Raw genomic sequence first — 22102 nt, forward strand, 5'->3', positions numbered from 1 at the left:
AGAGCGAAACTGATGCATCACGACGTGATCGTGCTCGGCGCCGGACTGGCCGGGCTCACCGCCGCCCGCGACCTGGCGGCCGCCGGCACCGACGTACTCGTCCTGGAGGCCCGTGACCGCGTCGGCGGCCGGGTCGAGCAGACCCGCACCCCCGACGGCCGCACCGTCCAGCTGGGCGGCGAGGTGGTCGGCCGGGGGCACACCGCCTATCTGCGACTCGCCGGGGAACTCGGCCTCGCACTCGTGCCCAGCTACGTGGCCGAACCCGGCCGGATCACCCGCGCCACCCCGGAGGGCCGCTCGGTCGGCGATCCGCCGCACTGGTTCGGCCCCGGCGACGCGGCCCTGCACGACAAGCTGGGCGCGGAGTTCGGCGCCCTGGCCGCCGGCGTCGACCCCGACGACCCCTGGTCGCATCCCGACGCCGCCGCCCTGGACCGGCTGTCCGTGGCCGGCTGGCTGCGCTCCCGGCACGCCACCCCGGCCGTGGTCCGCCTGTGGGAGATCGGCCAGCTCGCCCTGGCCGGCGGCTCCTACGAACGGATCTCCCTGCTGGCCGCGCTGCGCAAGAGCGCGGCGGTCCCCGGCTCGGGCGGTGGCGACTACGACTACGAGGACTGGGAGGGACTGAAGCTGGCGGCCGGTTCGGCGACCCTCGCCGAGGTACTCGGCCGCGCTCTCGGCCCCCGCGTCCGGCTCGGCTCACCCGTCGCCGCCCTGGACGTACGCCCCGGCCACTGTCGCGTCCGGCTGGTCACCGGTGAGGTCCTGACCGCCACCGCCGTGGTGAGCGCGCTGCCCGTCGGCCCGCTGCGGGACGTCGCCGTCACCGGTGTGAGCGAGGCCAGGCTCGCCTCCCTGCACCGGCAGCGGCAGGCGACGGCCGCGAAGTTCGCCGCCGTGTACGACCGCCCCTTCTGGCGGGACGCCGGCCTCAACGCCCTGTCCGAGGCGGAGGGGGTGCTGGGCAGCACCTGGCCGCAGAACGAGGGCGTGCTGTCGGCGCTGATCCCGCCCGAGCGGTACGGCGTCCTGCTCGGCACCCCGCCCGCGCTGCGCACGCCCGAACTGCTCGCCGAGATCGCCGGCATGTTCGGCGACGAGGCGCTGCGGCCGACGGCCTGCCACCTGCGGCTGTGGGGCACCGACCCGTGGACCCGGGGCTACGTCACCCAGTGGCCGCCGGGCGAGGTCATGGCGGTCGGCCCGCTGCACGGCACGCACGAACCCCCGTTCTACGTCTGCGGCTCGGACCAATGGGTCGCCGGATACATGGAGGGCGCCGTCCGCACCGGGCGCGCCGCCGCCGAGGAGGCGCTGCGCCGTGGCTGACCCCGAACACCTCACGACCGTGCTCAACCACATCGGCGGCAAGGAGGTGCCGGCCGCCGCCGGGGCCACCCTGCGGCTGATCGACCCGGCCACCGGGCAGCTGCACGGCACGGCCCCGCTGTCCGGGCGCGAGGACGTCGACGAGGCCTGCCGGGCCGCCCAGGAGGCCTTCCCCGGCTGGTCGTCGACGACGCCCGCGCAGCGGCAGACCGCCCTGCTGCGCATCGCCGACGCCCTGGAGCGGGAGGCCGCGGCCGTGGCCGACGCGGAGGTGACCGACACCGGCAAGCCACGCGCCCTGTTCCTGGCGGACGAACTGCCCGCGATCACCGATGTGCTGCGGTACTTCGCGGGAGCCGCCCGGAACCTGCCGGGCGCCGCGGCCGCCGAGTACACCCCGGGCCGCACCTCACTGCTGCGCCGCGAACCGGTCGGCGTCTGCGCCCAGATCACCCCGTGGAACTACCCGCTGATGATGGCGGTGTGGAAGGTCGCACCCGCGCTCGCCGCCGGCAACACCGTCGTGCTGAAGCCCTCCGACACCACGCCGTCCTCGGCCGTGCTCCTCGCCCGGCTGGCCGCCGGGCACCTGCCGCCCGGCGTGCTCAACGTGGTCTGCGGCGACCGGGACACCGGGCGCGCCCTCGTCGCCCACCGGCACGTGCGGCTCGTCGCCGTCACCGGCAGCGTCCGCGCCGGACAGGAGATCGCCGCCGCGGCGGCGGCCGACCTCAAACGGCTGCACCTCGAACTCGGCGGCAACGCACCGGTCCTGATCCACGAGGACGCCGATCTCGACGACGCCGTCGAGCAGTTGTCGTCGCTGGCCTTCTACAACGCGGGGCAGGACTGCACGGCCGCCACCAGGATCCTGGTCCACGAGCGGATCCACGACACCTTCCTGGACGCCTTCGCCCGCCGTGCCGCCCAGCGGGTGCCCGGCGCCCCGGACGACGCGCGGGCCGACTTCGGTCCCCTGGCCAACGCCGTGCAACTCGCCTCCGTGCGGGGCCTGCTGGAGCGGCTGCCGGACCACGCCGAGGTCGTCACGGGCGGCGCGGCCCTCGACGGGCCCGGCTACTTCCACCGGCCGACGGTGGTGGCCGGGGCCCGGCAGGACGACGAGATCGTCCGCAGCGAGGTGTTCGGACCGGTCGTCACCGTCCAGCCGTTCACCGGCGAGGCCGAGGCCCTGCGCCTGGCCAACGGGGTGCCCCAGGGGCTCGCGGCGAGTGTCTGGACCCGGGACCACGACCGCGCGATGCGCGCGAGCCGGGAGCTGCACACCGGCATCGTCTGGGTCAACACCCATGGCACGACGGTGTCCGAGATGCCGCACGGGGGCGTACGGCACTCCGGATACGGCAGCGACCTCTCCCTCACCGGCCTGCTCGACTACACCCAGGTGAAACACGTCATGCTGTGACGGGCGTCCGATCCCAGGGTCTATCGTGTCCCCCATGTCTGTGCCGGAACTCATCCGTATCGTCTCCCGCGACTCGCCCATGGCGCTGGCTCAGGTCGAGCGCGTACGCGCCGAGTTGGCCGTACTGCACCCCGGGGTGCGGACCGAGGTCGTCCCCGTGAAGACCACCGGTGACAAGTGGATGGGCGACCTGTCCCAGGTCGAGGGCAAGGGCGCGTTCACCAAGGAGGTGGACGCCGCCCTGCTCGCCGGGGAGGCCGACCTCGCGGTGCACTGCGTCAAGGACGTGCCCGCCGACCGCCCGCTGCCCGCGGGGACGGTGTTCGCCGCGTTCCTGAAGCGGGACGACATCCGGGACGCGCTGGTGCACCCGGGCGGACTCGGGCTGGACGAGCTGCCGGCCGGCACCCGGATCGGCACCTCCTCGGTGCGCCGGATCGCGCAGCTGGCCGCCACGCACCCGCATCTGGAGTGCGTGCCGTTCCGCGGGAACGCCAACCGGCGGCTGGAGAAGCTGGCCGCCGGCGAGGCGGACGCGCTGCTGCTGGCGGCGTCCGGGCTGGAGCGGATCGGCCGCACGGACGTGATCAGCGAGGTGCTGTCGACGGAGACGATGATGCCGCCGATCGGGGCGGGCATCCTCGCTCTGCAGTGCCGTGAGGACGACAGGCAGCTGATCGACGCGGTCAGCGGCCTCGGCGACCCGGACACCCACCGGGAGGCCACGGCCGAACGGATGTTCCTGCATGTGCTGCAGGGCCACTGCAACAGCCCGATCGCCGGCTACGCGCGCGTGGACCGCGGCGGTGAACTCTCGCTGCGGGCCTGTGTGTTCACCCCGGACGGCAAGACCCGGCTGAACGCCCACGAGTGGGCGGGCCGGCTCGATCCGGCCACGCTCGGCACCTCGGTGGCGGTGGCGCTGCTGCGGCAGGGCGCCCGGGAGATCATCGACGGCATCGCGCACTGATCCCGCGCTCCGCCCGGCCGTACGGCACCGCCGCTCGCGTCAGGCGGTGCCGGGCTCGGTCTGGTCCTTGAGGAAGGCGCTCACCTGGTGGGCGAGGCCCGCCTGCGCGGTGCCCGTGGAAGCGGCCGCCGTGGCCGACTCCGCGACACCGATGCCGCCCGCCCACAGCCGGCGGTCGGCCCACTCCTCGTCGACCCGCAGCTGCACCTGCACGTCCACATGGCTGAGGGCGCCCTCGGGGGCGGCGGCGTAGATCACGGCGGTGGCCCGGCGCAGCGGATAGACGTCGAAGCCCTCGATGAACTGCGAGCTGCGCCAGTCGATGAAGGCGCCCTCGCCGTCGGGGCCGACCCGCACGTCGATCTGGCCGTCCTCCAGGTGGATGCCGTAGTGCCGGGTTCCGCGGTTCTCGATCGTCACCCGGACACTGAAGTACGTCAGCCCGACGGCGGCGTCGTCGCGTCCGCGCGGGGGCTCGGCGGCCTCCAGACGGTGGACGCGGACGCGCAGACCGGCATGCTCGTCGTACTCCTGCCAGTCCCCGACCACGTTCGGCTCGTACACAGTGCCCCTCTCGCCTTTCGAGAGCTGCTGTTTATCTGTGTGCTCAGCGCACTGTCAAATGAGCAGAATGCGCTGTGGCCAGGGAATTCACCCGCTTTGATCGGTGATCAAGCGCTGCGCAGGAAGAATCCCCTCGCGGCCTCGTCCGGCGGGCGAGGCGGGCGTGCCGCACATCACGTCGCCGGGCAAGATCAGCGGGCCAGCCGGCCGAGCAGCGAGGAGGCCGTGGCGACGCCGAGGGCGGCGGCCACCGCGAGCACGCCGTAGTCGGCGGCGAGATGCGCGGGTGTGACCAGCAGCAGGCCGCGCAGGGCGTCGACTTGACAGCTCAGCGGGTTGGCCGTGCTGTCGGCCCGGAGCCGGCCCGGCATCACCGAAACGGGGTAGAGGGCGTGGGAGCCCCCCGGCCGACGCGGGGCCGTACCCGAGCCGTCCGCCTCCGGCGCCGCCGCTCCACCGACCCCCGCTTCCGGCCCGCCCAGCGCGAGCCGAGCCGCGCCCGTGGCCTCCGCCCCCGTCGCCTCCTCAGGCACCGCCGCGCCACCCGCTACCGCGGCCGTCCCGGTCTCCGTTCCGGGAATGCCGTCAGGCACCGCCGGCCACTGCGAACCCCCGACCCGCGCGCGACCGTGGCCGCGGTCTCCGCCCAGGCCACCTCCTCCGGCGCTGCCGCGCCCCCCCGACCGCACCGAGCGCCGCACCCGACCCCTCCGAGCGCCCCGGCCGACGCGGGGCCGCACCGGACCCCTCAGCCCCCGGCTCCCCCGCTCCACCGACCGGTGCTTCCGGCCGACCGCCGCCCACCGTGCGCGAAGCGTGGGCCATGGCTTCGTCCCCGGGGTACGGGGTCGTGCCGTGGGTCGATCGTCATGATTCCTCGGCCTCCTCGTGGAGGGTGGCGGCCGGCTTGCGCAGGGCCGGGAGGGCCGCGCGCAGGGCCTCGTGGTCGGCGTCGTCGAGCCGGGAGACGTGGCGGACCACCAGCTCGGCCCGACGGCACTGCCAGTCCCCGAGCCGCTTCCCGGCGGCGCCGGTCGGCAGCAGGCGGGCGGCGCGGCGGTCGGCGGGATCGGTATCCCGGACGAGGTATCCGTCCCGGACGAGCCGGTTGACGAAGGTAGACACCGAGTTGCCCGTTAGGTGCAGCCGCCGGGCCGCCGCCGACACGCCGATGCCCGGCCGGGCCTCGACCGATGCGTACCAGCGCGTCGGCCGGCTCCTCCGGGAACATGTCCCAAGCCCGTCTCCGGAACGCGCGAAGTCCTTTATGTACTCAATTGTTTATGGATGTCCACCAAGGGGAAAACGAACGTAAGTGCTTCGGACAGGAGGCACGTCCGTGGGAGCCGGCGCAGCCGGATCGCCCCGGTGTCACAACCTGGTCCGAGCGCACCTCCCGCGGTGTCTGTCCCTTCAGCACCTGCTGAGAGAGGTGCGCACGATGCCTGTCACCGGCAGCAGCACCAAGCCCCATCCCCACGACGACGCCCCCGACACGGTGGAGTCCTTCGAGCGGCTCGCGAAGCTGCCCGACGGTCCTGAGCGCCGGGCGCTCCGCGACGAGCTGATCGAACTCTGGCTCCCCATGGCCGAGCGGATCGCCGTGCGCTTCCGCGGCCGCGGCGAGGCCCTGGAGGACCTGTACCAGGTGGCCGCCCTCGGACTCGTGAAGGCCGTCGACCACTTCGATCCGGAGCGCGGCAGGGCGTTCGAGGCGTACGCCGTGCCGACGATCACCGGGGAGATCAAACGCCACTTCCGCGACCACATGTGGACCCTGCACGTGCCGCGCCGGGTGCAGGACCTGCGCAACCGGGTCCGCAGCGCCGCGAAGGAACTCGCGCAGACCACGTCCGGCCGGGCCCCCACGGTCGCCGAGATCGCCGCGTACACCCGGCTCACCGAGGACGAGGTGCGCACCGGCATGGAGGCCCTGGAGTGCTTCTCCGCGCTGTCGCTGGACGCCGAGGTGGCCGGTACGGACGGTTACGCCCTCGGCGACTCCCTCGGCGCGTCCGACCCCGGCTTCGACCTGGTGGTCGACCGGGCCGCCGTCCGGCCCTGCCTCGACGCCCTGCCCGAACGCGAGCGCCTCATTCTCTACCTGCGGTTCTTCCGCGGTATGACCCAGAGCCGGATCGCCGACCAGCTCGGCATCTCGCAGATGCACGTCTCCCGGCTGCTCAGCAGCTGCTTCGACCGGCTGCGCGAGGAACTGCTCGCGGAGATCCGCTGAGCACCTCCCCGGCGGCCCGCCGGCCCCTCACGTCACGCGTCCGCGCCGGGTACCTGCGTGGGGCCGTAGCGGTCCAGGGCGTCCTCCAGTGCGGCCCGCACCTCGGGCGGGATGTCACCCCGGCGCCCCCAGACGAGGATCAGTTCGGCGATGTTCCGCAGTTTGATGTTGGTGTGCTGGGAGACGTCTTTGAGCACCTCCCAGCCCTGGTCCGGGGTCACCCGGCCGAAGGCCACCATCATCCCGATCGCCTGATCGACCACCGCGTGGGAGGCCACGGCCTCCTTCAACTGGTCGACCTCCGCCTGAAGCTCGGCGATGCGGTCCGCTTCGCTCTCTCCCATGCCTCCCATGGTGCGCGGACGGCCCAGCGGTGGGCCACCCCGGGGTACTGACCCCCGCCACCCGGGGTACTCGACAGGCACCCTCCCCCCTTCCGGCCGGACACTGGTGCAAGACCGGTGGCCGCCCGGCCCCGCACCGAGAGCAGGACGCACTGCCATGAACCAAGACCCCCCTGTCAGCTGCGGACGGAGCGAAGGCGCGCCGAGGCGCCGGGACGTCGTCTCCACCCACTCGGTCTTCGGTGCGCCGTGCTGGGTGAGTCTCACCAGCCGGGACCTGGAGGCCACGCAGGACTTCTACACGGCCGTCCTCGGCTGGCGCTGGCGCGGCGCGAAACTCGGCGAGCACTTCCGTATCGCCCTCGCGAACGGGGTGCCGGTGGCCGGGATCGCCGCCGTCGCCGCGATGTGGCAGATGGCGGTGGCCTGGACGCCGTACTTCGCCGTGCCGGACGCCGACGTGGCCGTGGCCCGGGCCCGCGAGCGGGGCGGCACGGCGGCCGTGGGGCCGCTGTCCTTCCCGCCGGGCCGTGCCGCGCTCCTCGCGGACCGGGACGGGGCGACCTTCGGCATCTGGCAGGGCGAGCTGGTCTACAACTGGGAGGTGTGGCGGCGGGCCAGGCCGGCCTTCATCCGGCTGCACACCCGCGACGCCTTCGATTCCGCGATCTTCTACGGCGAGATCCTGGACTGGGCGTCCGAGGTGTCGGGGTGCGAGGTCGAGTACGCGGGCGGAGAGGTGCTGCTGCGCTACCAGGGGGACGTGGTCGCGCGCATCGACTCCGGCGCCGTGGAGGCCGCCCCGGACCCCTCCGTGCGCCCGCACTGGCAGATCCACTTCGCCGTGTCCGACGTGGCCGCCTGCGCCCGTGCGGCGGAGAAGCACGGCGGCAGCGTCCTGAGCGAGGACGAGCAGGAGGCGGTGCTGCGCGACGCGGACGGCGCGCAGTTCACCGTGACGTCCCGCAGCCACCGGTGACCGGACCGCAGGGGGGACCCTCCGCCTGCGGGGAGCCGCCTGCCGCGAGCCGGCCGGGCCCCGGTGGCCGGGGCCGCGCCTAGCCGGCCGCTCTCGACGGCCTGGACAGCAGGATCAGGCTGCGCGCCTCCACGCGGAGCTTCGTGGCCGCCTTGCGTTCGCGTTCGTCGGGGACGCCGTCGGGGTCCGCGGTGTCGATGAGGGTGGTCCAGCGCTCGCCGAAGGCGTCGCCCGGCAGCCGGAAGTCGACCGGCTCCCAGTAGCCGTTGACGAGCAGCAGGAAGCTGTCGTCGGTCATGCGGCGCCCGTACGGGTCGCGTTCGGCGATGGCGTCGCCGTTGAGGAACACGCCGACCGAGTGCGCGTCGCCGCGCTGCCAGTCCCGGTCGGTCATCTCGCGGGCGTCCGGCCGCATCCACATGAGGTCGGGCAGCGGCTGCTCGGCCTTGGTCGCGGTCTCGCCGCGGAAGAAGCGGCGGCGGCGCAGCACCGGATGCGCGGCACGCAGGCCGATGAGGCGCCGGGTGAACTCCACCAGGGAGCCCTGTTCCTCCGTCAGCTCCCAGTCGACCCAGGAGATCTCGTTGTCCTGGCAGTAGGCGTTGTTGTTGCCGCCCTGGGTGCGGCCGAGTTCGTCGCCGTGGCAGAGCATCGGGATGCCCTGCGAGAGCAGCAGCGTGGCCAGCAGGTTGCGCTGCTGGCGGGCGCGCAGTTCGAGGACGGCGGGATCGTCGGTGTCGCCCTCCGCGCCGCAGTTCCAGGACCGGTTGTGGTTCTCGCCGTCCCGGTTGTCCTCGCCGTTGTCCTCGTTGTGCTTGTCGTTGTACGACACCAGGTCGCGCAGGGTGAAACCGTCGTGCGCCGTGACGAAGTTGACGCTCGCCCGGGGCCGGCGCCGGCTGTGCTGGTAGATGTCGGAGGAGCCGGTCAGGCGGGAGGCGAACTCGCCGAGGGAACCGGGCTCCGCGCGCCAGAAGTCCCGTACGGCGTCCCGGTACTTGCCGTTCCACTCCGACCACAGCGGCGGGAAGTTGCCCACCTGGTAGCCGCCCTCGCCCACGTCCCAGGGCTCCGCGATCAGCTTGACGCGGCTGATCACCGGGTCCTGCTGGATCAGGTCGAAGAACGCCGAGAGCCGGTCCACCTCGTGGAACTGCCGCGCCAGCGTGGCCGCGAGGTCGAAGCGGAAGCCGTCGACGTGCATCTCGGTGACCCAGTACCGCAGCGAGTCCATGATCAGCTGCAGTACGTAGGGGTGCCGCATCAGCAGGCTGTTGCCGGTGCCGGTGGTGTCGTAGTAGTGCGCCCAGTCACCGTCGACCAGGCGGTAGTACGAGGCGTTGTCGATGCCCCGGAAGGACAGCGTGGGGCCCATCTCGTTGCCCTCGGCGGTGTGGTTGTAGACCACGTCGAGGATGACTTCGAGGCCGGCCGCGTGCAGCGCCTTCACCATCGCCTTGAACTCGTTGACCTGCTGGCCGAGGCTGCCGAAGGCGGCGTAGGCGTTGTGCGGGGCGAAGAAGCCGATGGTGTTGTAGCCCCAGTAGTTGGACAGCCGCCGGTCCTGGAGGACACCGTCCTGCACGAACTGGTGGACAGGCATCAGCTCCACCGCGGTCACACCGAGCGAGGTGAGGTGCTCGACGACGGAGGGGTGGGCGAGTCCGGCGTAGGTGCCGCGCAGCCGTTCGGGCACGTCCGGGTGGGTGCGGGTCATGCCGCGCACGTGCGCCTCGTAGATGACCGATTCCGCGTACGGCGTCCGCGGCGGGCGGTCGTCGCCCCAGTCGAAGAACGGGTCGGTGACCACGCCGAGCATGGAGTGGCCCGCGCTGTCGGCCGGGGCGGGACCGTCCGGGGCGCGCTCGTACAGGGAGGCGTGGTTGTCGATCTGGCCGTCCACGGCACGGGCGTACGGGTCGAGCAGCAGCTTGGCCGGGTTGCAGCGGTTGCCGAGGGCGGGCTGCCAGGGGCCGTGCACGCGGAAGCCGTAGCGCTGGCCGGGGCCGATGCCGGGCAGGTAGGCATGCCAGACGAAGCCGTCGACCTCGTGCAGCCGTACCGGGGTCTCCTTGCCGTTCTCGGCGACCAGGATCAGCTCGACGCGCTCGGCGACCTCGCTGAACAGGGCGAAGTTGGTGCCCTGTCCGTCGAAGGAGGCGCCCAACGGGTAGGGGTGCCCGCTCCACACGGGCACCCCTGCACGCTTCTTGCGGGCGGTCACCGGCTGCCCTCCAGGGCGCCGTCACCGGCCGGCGCGGGCGCGGCCAGCACCGCCGTCCGCAAGGCGCGCGGCACGCGGAGGCCCGTGCGCAGGGCGGGTTCGGGTGCGGTGGGCACCAGCGGGACGCGTTCGCCGGAACGGGCGCGCTGCGAGAACCAGATGATCTTGCTGCCGGTGTCGGAGGCACAGCACCCCCAGCCGTCGCTCATCGCGGCGATGTCCGCCAGGCAGGACCGCAGGTCCAGGTCCGGGCGCAGATCGGGGTCGTCGTCGCCGAAGGCGGTGATCAGGTGCTGACCGTTCCACCACATCTCGATCGAGGTGTGCTTGTCGGTCGCGTGCTCGTCGATCGCCCTCAGCAGCAGTTCCGCGCCGAGGCAGACCGGGGCCACGAGGTTCTCGAGGTCCCAGTAGCGGAGGTGGGCGGCCAGGATGCGGCTGACCTGTACCACTCGTTCCGGACTGACTTCCACGTCGAGGTGGTAGTAGCAGGGCACTGCGGTCTTCATCGTCGCTTGCTCCTCACCGGCGAAGCTCTCGCTCCCCTTGCCCCGTCCGGGAGGGATCCCGGACACATAGCGTGAGCGGTTATCGCTTCTGAGTCACCTTCACGATGCGGGCACTACGCCATTCGTGCAACACGAGCACCCGACACACCAAATGGTTGAAGCTCCAACAAGACGCTGCGTCATCGTGCGTGCACCATAAGTGAAAGCCTCGATCGCCGTAACGGTGCCGCGCCTTCCCGTGCGCGGACACCACCCGACCGTCGGGAACGCGCCCAGTCGAGAGCGTGGAGGGTGAAGAGGGCGATGCTGCTACCCGCCAAGGCCGAAGTGGCCCGGCAGTTGCGGCGTTACCGGGCGTGGGAGCGCGTGATGCTCGCCTCGCCCCACGACCGCACGGTCCGGGCCACCTTCGAGGACTCGGGTTACACGCTGTGCGTTCTGATGGGCAAACGGTGCGCCCGCGAGGCCGCGGACGCGGCCGAGCGCTATCTGCGCACCAACCTGGTCACCTACCTGCGCGAGCAGGACGGACGGCCGCAGTCGCGCCGGACGGGCAGAAGAGCGCAGCCACCGGAGCGGCGTTCCACGGCGCCAAGCCCCTGACCTGGCACCGTACAAGGCGTTCCCCCCACGGGACCGATCCGATTCGGCCCGTCTCGGATCGCGAAGCCGGGCCGCGTGCCCGGCTTCGCGCACGGCGGAGGTGAGATACATGCGCAGGACCCCGGCCATCGGCCGTGTACCGGTACGCGACGTCCGGCCGGCCGTGGAGTGCGGCAGGCGCCCGGCGAAGGCGGTGATCGGTGAGACCTTCGAGGTCACGGCCACCGTCTTCCGTGAAGGGCACGACGCCGTGGGTGCCAATGTGGTCCTGCGCGATCCCCAGGGCCGCCGAGGCCCCTGGACTCCGATGCGGGAGCTGTCCCCGGGCAGCGACCGCTGGGGCGCCGAGATCACTCCGGACGCCACCGGCCGCTGGACCTTCCGGGTGGAGGCGTGGAGTCATCCGCTGGCCACCTGGCGGCACACCGCGTCCATCAAGGTGCCGGCCGGCATCGACACCGGTCTGGTGCTGGAGGAGGGCGCCGAGCTGTACGAGCGTGCGGCGGCGGGCGTCCCCAAAGGCCCCGAGCGGAACCGGGTGTTGGCAGCCGCGCACGCCCTCGGCGACGACTCGCTGTCGGTGCACGACCGCCTGAAGGCCGCCCTGGCCCCGGAGGTGGAGGAACTCCTCACCCGGTACCCCCTGCGCGACCTGGTGACGGCATCCGACGCGATGCCGCTGCTGGTGGAGCGTGAGCGGGCGCTGTTCGGTTCGTGGTACGAGTTCTTCCCGCGCTCGGAGGGCACGGCGGAGCGGCCGCACGGCACGTTCCGCACCGCGGCCCGACGGCTGGCGGCGATCGCCGACATGGGCTTCGACGTCGTCTACCTGCCGCCGATCCACCCGATCGGCACGACCTTCCGCAAGGGCCGCAACAACACGCTGAACGCCGGCCCGGACGACGTGGGCGTGCCCTGGGCCATCGGTTCTCCCGAGGGCGGGCACGACGCCGTCCACCCGGACCTCGGCACGATCGAGGACTTCGACTTCTTCGTCGCCGAGGCGCGGAAGCTGAACCTGGAGATCGCGCTGGACTTCGCCCTGCAGTGCTCCCCCGACCACCCCTGGGTGGAGAAGCATCCGGAGTGGTTCCACCACCGTCCGGACGGCACCATCGCCTACGCCGAGAACCCGCCGAAGAAGTACCAGGACATCTACCCGATCGCCTTCGACGCGGACATGGACGGGCTCGTCACCGAGACCGTGAGGGTCCTGCGGCACTGGATGGACCACGGGGTGCGGATCTTCCGGGTGGACAACCCGCACACCAAGCCGGTCGTGTTCTGGGAACGGGTCATCGGCGAGATCAACGGCCGGGACCCGGACGTGATCTTCCTGGCCGAGGCGTTCACCCGGCCCGCGATGATGCACACCCTCGCGCAGGTCGGGTTCCAGCAGTCGTACACGTACTTCACCTGGCGCAACGACAAGCAGGAGCTGACGGAGTACCTGACGGAGCTGTCCGGCGAGGCGGCGGCCTACATGCGCCCCAACCTCTTCCCCAGCACCCCGGACATCCTGCACGCCCACCTCCAGCACGGCGGCCGGCCCGCCTTCGAGGCCCGCGCCGTCCTCGCCGCCACCCTCTCCCCCACCTGGGGTGTCTACAGCGGCTACGAACTGTGCGAGAACACCCCGCTGCGGCCGGGCAGTGAGGAGTACCTGGACTCGGAGAAGTACCAGCTGAAACCCCGCGACTGGGAGGCCGCCGCACGCGAGGGCCGGACCATCGCCCCGCTCATCACCCGGCTCAACGACATCCGTCGCCGGCACCCCGCGCTACAGCGCCTGCGGAATCTCCGCTTCCATCGGACCGACAACGACGCCGTGCTCGCCTACAGCAAGAGCACGGGCACGGACACGGTCATCGTGGTCGTCAATCTCGACCCGCAGCACACCCAGGAGGCCACGGTCTCGTTGGACATGCCGCAACTCGGCCTGGACTGGCACGACGCCCTGTCGGTGCACGACGAACTGACGGGCGGTACGTACCACTGGGGCAGGACCAACTACGTGCGTCTGACGCCCGGCAGCGCGCCGGCGCACGTGCTCCACGTCGGGCGATCGACGCCCCAGAACGGAGGGCCCGCAGCCTCATGACCGTCAACGAACCGGTACTGGACACGTTCGAGGACACTCCGGCGAAGGACCGGGACCCGGACTGGTTCAAGCGAGCCGTCTTCTACGAGGTCCTCGTCCGGTCCTTCCAGGACAGCAACGGCGACGGTGTCGGCGACCTGAAGGGCCTGACCGCCAAACTCGACTACCTGCAATGGCTCGGCGTGGACTGCCTGTGGCTGCCGCCGTTCTTCAAGTCGCCGCTGCGCGACGGAGGTTACGACGTCTCCGACTACACCGCGGTGCTCCCCGAGTTCGGCGACCTCGCCGACTTCGTGGAGTTCGTGGACGCCGCCCACCAGCGCGGCATGCGCGTCATCATCGACTTCGTCATGAACCACACGAGTGACGAGCACCCGTGGTTCCAGGAGTCCCGCGAGAACCCCGACGGGCCCTACGGCGACTACTACATGTGGGCCGACGACGACAAGCAGTACCAGGACGCCCGGATCATCTTCGTCGACACCGAGGCCTCCAACTGGACCTTCGACCCGGTGCGCGGCCAGTACTACTTCCACCGGTTCTTCTCGCACCAGCCGGACCTGAACTACGAGAACCCGGCCGTGCAGGAGGAGATCCTGGCGGCCCTGAAGTTCTGGCTGGACCTGGGCATCGACGGATTCCGTCTCGACGCGGTCCCCTACCTCTACGCGGAGGAGGGCACCAACTGCGAGAACCTGCCCGCCACCCACGAGTTCCTGAGGCGGGTGCGCAAGGAGATCGACGCGCAGTACCCCGACACCGTGCTGCTGGCCGAGGCCAACCAGTGGCCGGAGGACGTCGTCGACTACTTCGGCGACTACGCCTCCGGCGGCGACGAATGCCACATGGCGTTCCACTTCCCCGTCATGCCGCGCATCTTCATGGCCGTCCGCCGCGAGTCCCGCTACCCCGTCTCGGAGATCCTGGCCAAGACCCCGGCCATCCCGGCCGGCTGCCAGTGGGGCATCTTCCTGCGCAACCACGACGAGCTCACCCTCGAAATGGTCACCGACGAGGAACGCGACTACATGTGGGCCGAGTACGCCAAGGACCCGCGGATGCGCGCCAACATCGGCATCCGCCGCCGCCTCGCCCCACTGCTCGACAACGACCGCAACCAGATCGAGCTGTTCACCGCCCTGCTGCTGTCCCTGCCCGGCTCGCCGATCCTCTACTACGGCGACGAGATCGGCATGGGCGACAACATCTGGCTCGGCGACCGCGACGCCGTCCGCACCCCCATGCAGTGGACACCCGACCGCAACGCCGGCTTCTCCTCCAGCGACCCCGGACGCCTGTTCCTGCCCACCATCATGGACCCCGTCTACGGCTACCAGGTCACCAACGTCGAAGCCTCCATGTCCTCCCCGTCCAGCCTGCTCCACTGGACGCGCCGCATGATCGAGATCCGCAAGCAGAACCCCGCCTTCGGACTCGGGTCATTCACGGAGCTGCAGTCCTCCAACCCGGCGGTGCTCGCCTTCCTGCGCGAGTACGGCGACGACCTCGTGCTGTGCGTGAACAACTTCTCCCGCTTCGCCCAGCCCACCGAGCTCGACCTGCGGGCCTACGACGGACGGCACCCCGTCGAACTGATCGGCGGTGTGCGCTTCCCGGCGATCGGTGAACTGCCCTACCTGCTCACCCTGCAAGGCCACGGCTTCTACTGGTTCCGGCTCACCCGAGTCGCATCCCGCATCGGCCGCCGCCGCTGAACCCCGGCGCCGAGGAAAGGACGCGTCACCATGCCGAAGACCATCACTCCCCGACCGAGAACCGCCGTCGGCGTCGACGGCCCGCTGGTCTCGCTCGGGGCGCTGCTGCGCGAGTGGCTGCCGAGGCAACGCTGGTTCGCGGGCAAGGACCGGCCGGTCACCGAGCTGTCGGTGCTGTCCGTGACCGAGCTGTTCCCCGGCTGTCTGCACCTGCTGGTCCACGCCTCCCACGCGCCCGTGCCCACCCCCGGCGGCACTCCCCCGCCCGGGGACTGCTACCAACTGCTGCTGGGGCTGCGCGAGAACCCGGTGCCGCGGCTGGAACGGGCGTACATCGGGCGTGCGGTGGAGGGCCCGCTCGCGGGGCTCGCGGTCTACGACGCGCTGCACGACCCCCGCTCGGCGAACCTGCTGCTGGAGCGGCTGCGGCAGCCCGGCGCGGCGGGCCCGCTGCGCTTCGAGGCGGATCCGGGCGCGCACCTGCCCGGGGGCTGCCGCCGCGGCTGCTGGACGCCGAGCAGTCCAACACGTCGATCGTGTACGGCGACGCGTACATCCTGAAGCTGTTCCGCCGCATCCAGCCCGGCGTCAACCCGGACCTCGAGGTGTCGGCCGCCCTGGCCGCCCAGGGATGCACCCGGGTGCCGGCGCCGGTGGCCTGGTTCGGCACGACCGAGCCGCAGCCCGCGACGCTCGGCGTGCTGCAGCCCTTCCTGCCGGACGCCACCGACGGCTGGACGCTGGCCCTGCGCGCGCTCGCCGCGGGTGACGACTTCACCGGAGAGGCCCGCGAGCTCGGCCGGGCCATGGCCGAGGTGCACCTGGCGCTGGCGGAGGCCTTCCCGCCCGCGGGGCCGGGCGAGAACGGCCGGACGGCCGAGGCGATGTGCGCGCGGCTGGACGCGGCAGCGCACGCCGTGCCCGGGCTGCGGCCCTTCGTACCGGGCCTGCGGACCGCGTTCGGGGCGCTGGCCACCTGCGACACCGGCCCGGCCGCTCAGCGCATCCACGGGGACCTGCACCTCGGGCAGGTGCTCCGGGCCGGCCGGGACTGGTTCGTCATCGACTTCGAGGGCGAGCCGTCCCGGCCGCTGTCCGAGCGGCGGGTCCCCCAGTCCCCGGTGCGGGACGTGGCGGGGATGCTCCGCTCCTTCGACTACGCGGCCCGGCAGCGCCGCCCCTGGCGACCCGAATGGGCGCGCCGCTGCCGGGAGGCGTTCTGCGCGGGCTACGCGGCCCGTGCCGGCTGGGACCCACGGAAGAAGCACGCGCTGCTGCGCGCGCACGAGACGGACAGGGCGGTCTACGAGGTGCTGTACGAGGCGAGACACCGGCCCGACTGGCTGCCGGTACCGATGGCGGCGATCAAGCGACTCGCCGTGTGGGGAGGCTGAGGTCATGGCACTGCGCGACACCACACGGCCCGAGGCCGCCGGCCCCAAGGCGGCCCCGGCCGCCCCGCTGGACCCCGCCGACCGGGGCCGCCTGCTGGGCGGTGCGCACCACGATCCGCACGCCCTGCTGGGCGCCCACCCGGTCCCGGGCGGCACCCTGTTCCGCACCCTGCGCCCGAACGCCCGCGCGGTGAGCGTCGTGGTCGACGGCAGGGGCACTCCGCTGGAGTCGGAGGGCGACGGGCTGTTCGCGGCCGTGCTCCCGCACCCGGAGGTCCCGTCGTACACCCTGCTGGTGGCGTACGACGACGCGGAGCAGGAGGTGCACGACCCGTACCGCTTCCTGCCCGCCCTCGGCGAGCTGGACCTGCACCTGATCCGCGAGGGCCGGCACGAGCAGCTGTGGCGGGCGCTCGGCGCCGAGCCGATGACCCACCAGGGCGTGGCGGGCACCCGCTTCACCGTGTGGGCGCCCAACGCCCAGGGCGTGCGGGTGGCCGGGGAGTTCACGTACTGGGACGGCACGCAGTACCCGATGCGCTCGCTCGGCGCGTCCGGGGTGTGGGAGCTGTTCCTGCCGGGGATCGGCGAGGGCGCCCGGTACAAGTTCGAGATCACCTCCCGGTACGGTCACCGCTTCCTCAAGGCGGACCCTTTGGCGCGGGGCACGGAGGTGCCGCCGGACACGGCGTCGGTCGTGACGGCCGGCTCGCGCTACGAGTGGGGTGACGCGGAGTGGATGGCGCACCGCGGGGACACGCCCGTGCACGAGGCGCCGTTCTCGGTGTACGAGGTGCATCTGCCGTCCTGGCGGCCGGGGTTGTCGTACCGTCAGCTCGCGGACGAACTGCCCGCCTACGTCCGGGCGATGGGCTTCACGCACGTCGAGCTGATGCCGGTCGCCGGGCATCCGTTCAGCGGCTCCTGGGGCTACCAGGTCACCTCGTACTACGCGCCGACGCCCCGGCTGGGCTCCGCGGACGACTTCCGGTACCTGGTGGACGCGCTCCACCGGGCCGGCGTCGGCGTGATCATGGACTGGGTGCCCGCGCACTTCCCGAAGGACGACTGGGCGCTGGGCCGGTTCGACGGCGACCCGCTGTACGAACCCGGGGACTGGCGGCGGGCCGAGCATCCCGACTGGGGCACCTACGAGTTCGACTACGGGCGGACCGAGGTGCGCAACTTCCTCGTCGCCAACGCGGTGTACTGGTGCGAGGAGTTCCACATCGACGGGCTGCGCGTGGACGCGGTCGCCTCGATGCTCTACCTCGACTACTCGCGGGACTCCGGCCAGTGGGAGCCCAACGTCTTCGGCGGGCGGGAGGACCTCGACGCGGTGGCGTTCCTCCAGGAGATGAACGCCACGGTGTACCGGCGCTGCCCGGGTGTGGTGACCATCGCCGAGGAGTCCACCGCCTGGGACGGCGTGACCCGGCCGACGGACGGCGGCGGGCTCGGCTTCGGGCTGAAGTGGAACATGGGCTGGATGCACGACTCCCTGGAGTACGTCCAGAAGGAGCCGGTGCACCGCAAGTACCACCACAACGAGATGACGTTCTCGATGGTGTACGCCTACAGCGAGAACTACGTCCTGCCGATCTCCCACGACGAGGTCGTCCACGGCAAGCAGGCCCTGGTGTCGAAGATGCCGGGCGACTGGTGGCAGCGGCGCGCCAACCACCGCGCCTACCTCGGCTTCATGTGGGCGCACCCGGGCAAGCAGCTGCTCTTCATGGGGCAGGAGTTCGCCCAGGGAGCGGAGTGGTCGGAAGCGCACGGCCCCGAGTGGTGGCTGCTCGACGACGGCTACCACTCGGCCGGCGACCACCGCGGCGTCCAGCAGCTGGTGCGGGACCTGAACGAGCGGTACCGGGCGACGCCCGCGCTGTGGCAGCGGGACACCGACCCGGCCGGCTTCCGCTGGGTGCTGTGCGACGCCGCGGACGACAACGTGTTCGCGTTCCTGCGCTACGACCGTGAGGGGTGCCCGCTGCTGGCGGTGTCGAACTTCTCCCCCGTCCCCCGGCACGGCTACCGGGTGTGGGTGCCCGACGAGGTGCCCGCCTGGCAGGAGGAGCTGAACACGGACGACGTCCGTTACGGCGGCGGCGGGGTCGGTTCCGTCGGACCGCTCAAGCCCGAGGACGGGTTCCTGGAGCTCACTCTCCCGCCGCTCGCGACCGTATGGCTGGCACCGGAGCACTGACGGCCACAGGTGTCGGCTGCCGCGCCAGGGGCATTCGGGGGTCGTAACGACCCGCGACTGCCCCTCGTGGCACTGGCAGAAGGGCGGCACCACGTGCGCACCGTCGGAGTGGAGGAGGAACTCCTCCTGGTCGATCCGGACACCGGCGATCCGAGGGCGCTTGCCGCGCCCGTCCTCGCCCGGGCGGCCCAGGACGATCCTGGCCAGGACGTCTTCGAGAAGGAGCTGTTCGGGCAGATGCTGGAGTTCGCCACGCATCCGCAGGCGGACATGGCGGACCTGGGCGAAGAGATCGTCCGCTGCCGCAAGGAGGCGGCCCGGCACGCGGGCGAGATCGGGTGCGCGGTCGCCGCGCTGGCCTCGTCCCCCCTGCCCGTCAGCCCCTCCCTCAGCATGAACGAGCGGTACCGGTGGCTGGCCGAGCGGTACGGAATACCCACGTGGGAGCAGCTCGTGTGCGGCTGCCACGTCCATGTGTCGGTGGAGTCCGACGAGGAGGGCGTCGCGGTCCTGGACCGGATCCGCCCGTGGCTGGCGGTGCTCCGCGCGATCAGCGCCAACTCCCCGTTCTGGCAGGGCCAGGACACCGGCTACGGCAGCTACCGCAGCCGGGTGTGGAACCGCTGGCCGTCGGCCGGTCCCACGGAGCCGTTCGAGACGGCCGAGCGCTATCACCGGCGGGTGGCCGACATGGTCGCCACGGGGGCCATCCTGGACGAGGGCATGGTCTACTTCGACGCCCGGCTGTCGGCCCACTACCCCACGGTGGAGATCCGGGTGGCCGACGTGTGCCTGTGCGCGAACACCGCCGTGCTGATCGCCACCCTCAGTCGCGCCCTGGTGGAGACCGCCGCGCGTGACTGGCGGGCGGGGCGGCCGGCGCCGGACCCCAGCGTGAGTCTGCTCAGGCTGGCGGACTGGTACGCCGCCCGGTTCGGTCTGGAGGGCGACCTGCTGGATCCGGTGACGCTGCTGCCGAAGCCCGCCGAGCAGGTCGTGCGCTCCCTGCTGGAGCACTGCGGGGACGCGCTCGCAGGCAGCGGCGACGCGGACCGCGCCGACGGGGCCGTCCGGGACCTGCTGCGCAACGGCAACGGCGCCCGTGAGCAGCGCCGGCTGCTGGCGCGCACCGACAGCCTGCGGGACGTCGTCACCGGGTGCGTACGGCTCACCCAGGCCTGAACGGCGCGTTCACAGGATCAGCACCAGGGCGTACACCAGGAAGAAGGCCGCGATCAGGGCGACGAGGACGAGGATCAGCGTCATCGGCACCTTGGCCCAGCCCCGGCTCCGCGCCTGCGGCTCCCTGGGCCCGGCCTCGGGCATGCTGCTCTCCGCGGGTGGGGTCTCGCCCGGCGGGACGCCTCCTCCGGGCTCCAGCCCCGTGGTGCGTTCGGGTTCCGGATCGGGGTTCACATGGCTCATGCCTGCCGAGTCCCCAGGACACGCCCACATCATCAGCCGATCACGACTTCGGCGTTCCCGTCACCGAACGCGGTCACCTGGGCTACATTCGAGCACCGCCGACACCGAGCCGTTCGGCGGCGTGACCCTCCGTACACCCGGGAGCAGCGCATGCGGGACGTCGCCCTCGCTCCAGACGTCACCTCGCCGATCACCGGCGGCCTCGCCGACGGCGTCTTCGACCTCGCGGACCGCGATCCGACCCTGCCCCTCCTCGCGCGCCGCGCGGACCCCGCGGCCACCGTGTGGGAGGAGGTGACGGCGGTCGAGGTGCGGGACGAGGTGACCGACCTGGCCAAGGGGCTGGTGGCCGCCGGGATCTCGCCCGGGCACCGGGTGGCCCTGATGGCCCGTACCCGCTACGAGTGGACGGTGCTCTGCCACGCGCTGTGGGCCGTCGGCGCCGAGGTCGTGCCGATCCATCCGACGTCGGCGCGGGAGCAGGTCGAGTGGATCCTGCGGGACGCCGGCTGCGTGGCCGTGGTCGTCGAGGACGAGCAGGGCGTGATGACGGTGGGGTCCGTGTGCACCCGGCTGCCGCGGCTGCGGCACGTCTGGCAGCTCGACGCGGGCGCGCTGCGGGAACTCACCGAGCGGGGCGCGGTCGTGCCGTACACGACCGTGGAGTCGCTGCGCCGGATCGTGCTGCCGGACTCCACGGCGGCCATCGTGTACACCTCCGGCACCTCGGGACGCCCGCTGGGCTGCGCGCTGAGCCACCGCGGGCTCGCCTACCCCTGTGACGTCCTGCTGGCCGGGTGGCTGCACACCGCGGCCCCGCCGGGCGAACAGCCGTCGGTGCTGGCCTTCCTGCCGTTCTCCCACGTCTACGGCATCATGATCATGCTGACGTGTGTGCGCGGCGGGGTCCTGATGGCGCACGAGCCGGAGATGACCGAGGCGGCCCTGTCGTCGGCGCTGACCACGTTCCGGCCGACGTACCTGTACGGGGTGCCGTCGGTGTTCGAGAAGCTGTACAAGAACTTCCTGCGCGCCGCCGGACAGGCTGGCCGGGGCGCCCTGTTCGAGCGGGCCGCGCAGACGGCGCGGGACTTCGCCGCGGCCGAGGAACGCCGTCGGCTGGGCGGCGGCGCCGGTCCCGGGTTCGATCTGCGGCTGCAACACGCCCTGTACGAGCGGACGGTGTACCGCAGGCTGCGCGCGGCCCTCGGCGGCCGGGTACTGCGCGGCACCTCCGGGGGCTCCTCCCTCAGCCGCGAACTGTCCCTGTTCTACGAGGGCATCGGCGTGTACGTCCACGACGGCTACGGACTCACCGAGTCCTCCGGCGGGATCACCATGCAGCCGCTGGGCCGGGAGAAGTCGGGGACCGTGGGCCGGCCGCTGCCGGGCACCGACGTCCACGTGGCCGACGACGGGGAGATCCTGGTGCGCGGGCCGTCGGTGTTCCAGGGCTACGTCAGCGACGAGGGGGCCACCCGTTTCGCGCTGCGCGGTGGCTGGCTTGCCACCGGTGACATCGGGCGGCTGGACTCCGAGGGCTATCTGACGATCACCGGGCGCAAGAAGGACATCATCGTCACCAGCGGCGGAAAGAGCGTGGCCCCGGCCCCGCTGGAGCAGCGGTTGCGCATGCATCCACTGGTCCACCAGGCGGTGGTGATCGGCGACGACCGGCCCTGTGTGGGCGCGCTGATCACCCTGGACCCGGAGTTCCTGGCGCACTGGCGGGCCGTGCTGGCGTTGCCGGGGGATCTGCCGGGCCGCGAGGCGCGGGAGGAGAACGCGCTGCGGGAGGAGCTCGCGCGGGCCGTGGCCTCGGCGAACAGCGCGGTGTCCCGGGCGGAGTCCATCCGGGTCTACCGGGTTCTGCCGGAACCGTTCGCCCCGGACAACGGACTGCTCACCCCGTCGATGAAACTGCGCCGGGACGCGATCGTGCGGTACTGCGCGGCGGAGATCGAGGCGATGTACGAGGCCCGGTCACAGGCCCGCAGGGGGCCGCGGGAGCAGGCCGACTGGGACGAGCCGGACGACGTCTTCCGCTGATGGGGTGCGGTCCCGTCGAACA

The 22102-nt window shown here is 72.1% G+C and carries 16 protein-coding genes and 3 pseudogenes; 12 read left to right on the forward strand and 7 right to left on the reverse strand.

Going from position 1 to position 22102, the window contains the following annotated elements; genetic code table 11:
• The first annotated feature begins 12 nt into the window (after positions 1–12).
• From N8I86_RS04135 to hemC, 3 genes are read left to right on the forward strand one after another with little or no spacing between them, the layout of a single operon-like run.
• Positions 13–1332 (forward strand): flavin monoamine oxidase family protein, encoded by a 1320-nt coding sequence (locus N8I86_RS04135; RefSeq protein ID WP_263277128.1) that lies wholly within the window; start codon positions 13–15, stop codon positions 1330–1332.
• Positions 1325–2758 carry an aminobutyraldehyde dehydrogenase gene (locus N8I86_RS04140; RefSeq protein WP_263277129.1) on the forward strand — a complete coding sequence of 478 codons (1434 nt, stop codon included), beginning with the start codon at positions 1325–1327 and terminating at the stop codon, positions 2756–2758. The genes N8I86_RS04135 and N8I86_RS04140 overlap by 8 nt, the downstream gene beginning before the upstream one ends.
• A gap of 34 nt (positions 2759–2792) precedes the next feature.
• Positions 2793–3728 carry a hydroxymethylbilane synthase gene (gene hemC, locus N8I86_RS04145; RefSeq protein ID WP_073894321.1) on the forward strand — a complete coding sequence of 312 codons (936 nt, stop codon included), beginning with the start codon at positions 2793–2795 and terminating at the stop codon, positions 3726–3728.
• Between the two features lie 39 nt (positions 3729–3767).
• Here hemC and N8I86_RS04150 read toward each other — a convergent pair whose 3' ends face one another.
• The 3 genes and pseudogenes from N8I86_RS04150 to N8I86_RS04160 form a co-directional block, all read right to left on the reverse strand.
• A complete protein-coding gene (locus tag N8I86_RS04150) occupies positions 3768–4292 on the reverse strand; it encodes a hypothetical protein (RefSeq protein ID WP_073894322.1) in 525 nt (174 codons plus the stop codon).
• A 191-nt stretch (positions 4293–4483) separates the two neighbouring features.
• Positions 4484–4693 (reverse strand): annotated as a pseudogene (locus N8I86_RS04155) (ABC transporter permease); the annotation flags it as partial.
• 466 nt (positions 4694–5159) lie between these two features.
• Positions 5160–5483, reverse strand: a pseudogene (locus tag N8I86_RS04160) (MarR family winged helix-turn-helix transcriptional regulator); the annotation flags it as partial.
• 250 nt (positions 5484–5733) lie between these two features.
• Between N8I86_RS04160 and N8I86_RS04165 the strand changes: the two are divergent.
• Positions 5734–6528 (forward strand): RNA polymerase sigma factor SigF, encoded by a 795-nt coding sequence (locus tag N8I86_RS04165; protein WP_073894325.1) that lies wholly within the window; start codon positions 5734–5736, stop codon positions 6526–6528.
• A 32-nt stretch (positions 6529–6560) separates the two neighbouring features.
• Here N8I86_RS04165 and N8I86_RS04170 read toward each other — a convergent pair whose 3' ends face one another.
• Positions 6561–6872 carry an ANTAR domain-containing protein gene (locus tag N8I86_RS04170; protein WP_073894327.1) on the reverse strand — a complete coding sequence of 104 codons (312 nt, stop codon included), beginning with the start codon at positions 6870–6872 and terminating at the stop codon, positions 6561–6563.
• Positions 6873–7029: 157 nt separating this feature from the next.
• Between N8I86_RS04170 and N8I86_RS04175 the strand changes: the two genes are divergently transcribed.
• Positions 7030–7851, forward strand: coding sequence for a VOC family protein (locus N8I86_RS04175; RefSeq protein ID WP_073894328.1), 822 nt, complete (start codon positions 7030–7032; stop codon positions 7849–7851).
• 79 nt (positions 7852–7930) lie between these two features.
• Here the strand turns inward: N8I86_RS04175 and glgX are convergent, their stop codons facing one another.
• The gene (gene glgX, locus N8I86_RS04180) at positions 7931–10075 is read right to left on the reverse strand and encodes a glycogen debranching protein GlgX (RefSeq protein WP_107423710.1); all 2145 of its coding nucleotides are present in this window, start codon (positions 10073–10075) and stop codon (positions 7931–7933) included.
• Complete coding sequence (locus N8I86_RS04185; protein ID WP_073894329.1) at positions 10072–10584, reverse strand: pep a2; 513 nt, start codon at positions 10582–10584, stop codon at positions 10072–10074. The genes glgX and N8I86_RS04185 overlap by 4 nt, the downstream gene beginning before the upstream one ends.
• 303 nt (positions 10585–10887) lie before the next feature.
• Between N8I86_RS04185 and N8I86_RS04190 the strand changes: the two genes are divergently transcribed.
• The 6 genes and pseudogenes from N8I86_RS04190 to N8I86_RS04215 all read left to right on the forward strand — a co-directional run bounded on the left by N8I86_RS04190 (position 10888) and on the right by N8I86_RS04215 (position 19788).
• Positions 10888–11187 carry a DUF5133 domain-containing protein gene (locus N8I86_RS04190; protein ID WP_073894330.1) on the forward strand — a complete coding sequence of 100 codons (300 nt, stop codon included), beginning with the start codon at positions 10888–10890 and terminating at the stop codon, positions 11185–11187.
• 109 nt (positions 11188–11296) lie between these two features.
• The gene (locus tag N8I86_RS04195; RefSeq protein WP_263277130.1) at positions 11297–13288 is read left to right on the forward strand and encodes an alpha-1,4-glucan--maltose-1-phosphate maltosyltransferase; all 1992 of its coding nucleotides are present in this window, start codon (positions 11297–11299) and stop codon (positions 13286–13288) included.
• The gene (treS, locus tag N8I86_RS04200; protein ID WP_073894334.1) at positions 13285–15003 is read left to right on the forward strand and encodes a maltose alpha-D-glucosyltransferase; all 1719 of its coding nucleotides are present in this window, start codon (positions 13285–13287) and stop codon (positions 15001–15003) included. The genes N8I86_RS04195 and treS overlap by 4 nt, the downstream gene beginning before the upstream one ends.
• 30 nt (positions 15004–15033) lie before the next feature.
• A pseudogene (locus N8I86_RS04205) lies at positions 15034–16397 on the forward strand (maltokinase N-terminal cap-like domain-containing protein).
• 4 nt (positions 16398–16401) lie between these two features.
• The gene (gene glgB / locus N8I86_RS04210) at positions 16402–18606 is read left to right on the forward strand and encodes a 1,4-alpha-glucan branching enzyme (RefSeq protein WP_263277131.1); all 2205 of its coding nucleotides are present in this window, start codon (positions 16402–16404) and stop codon (positions 18604–18606) included.
• Positions 18607–18699: 93 nt separating this feature from the next.
• Entirely contained in the window at positions 18700–19788 is a 1089-nt protein-coding gene (locus tag N8I86_RS04215; RefSeq protein WP_073894339.1) for a glutamate--cysteine ligase 2, read from the forward strand.
• A 9-nt stretch (positions 19789–19797) separates the two neighbouring features.
• On the opposite strand, the gene N8I86_RS04220 is transcribed toward N8I86_RS04215, so the two are convergent.
• On the reverse strand, positions 19798–20031 hold the full coding sequence (locus N8I86_RS04220) for a DUF6480 family protein (protein ID WP_073894342.1): 234 nt from the start codon (positions 20029–20031) through the stop codon (positions 19798–19800).
• Positions 20032–20181: 150 nt separating this feature from the next.
• On the opposite strand from N8I86_RS04220, the gene N8I86_RS04225 reads away from it, so the two are divergent.
• The gene (locus N8I86_RS04225) at positions 20182–22080 is read left to right on the forward strand and encodes an AMP-dependent synthetase/ligase (RefSeq protein ID WP_073894343.1); all 1899 of its coding nucleotides are present in this window, start codon (positions 20182–20184) and stop codon (positions 22078–22080) included.
• Positions 22081–22102: the final 22 nt, after the last annotated feature.

Source organism: Streptomyces albidicamelliae, from assembly GCF_025642175.1.
Taxonomy (GTDB): Bacteria; Actinomycetota; Actinomycetes; order Streptomycetales; family Streptomycetaceae; genus Streptomyces; species Streptomyces albidocamelliae.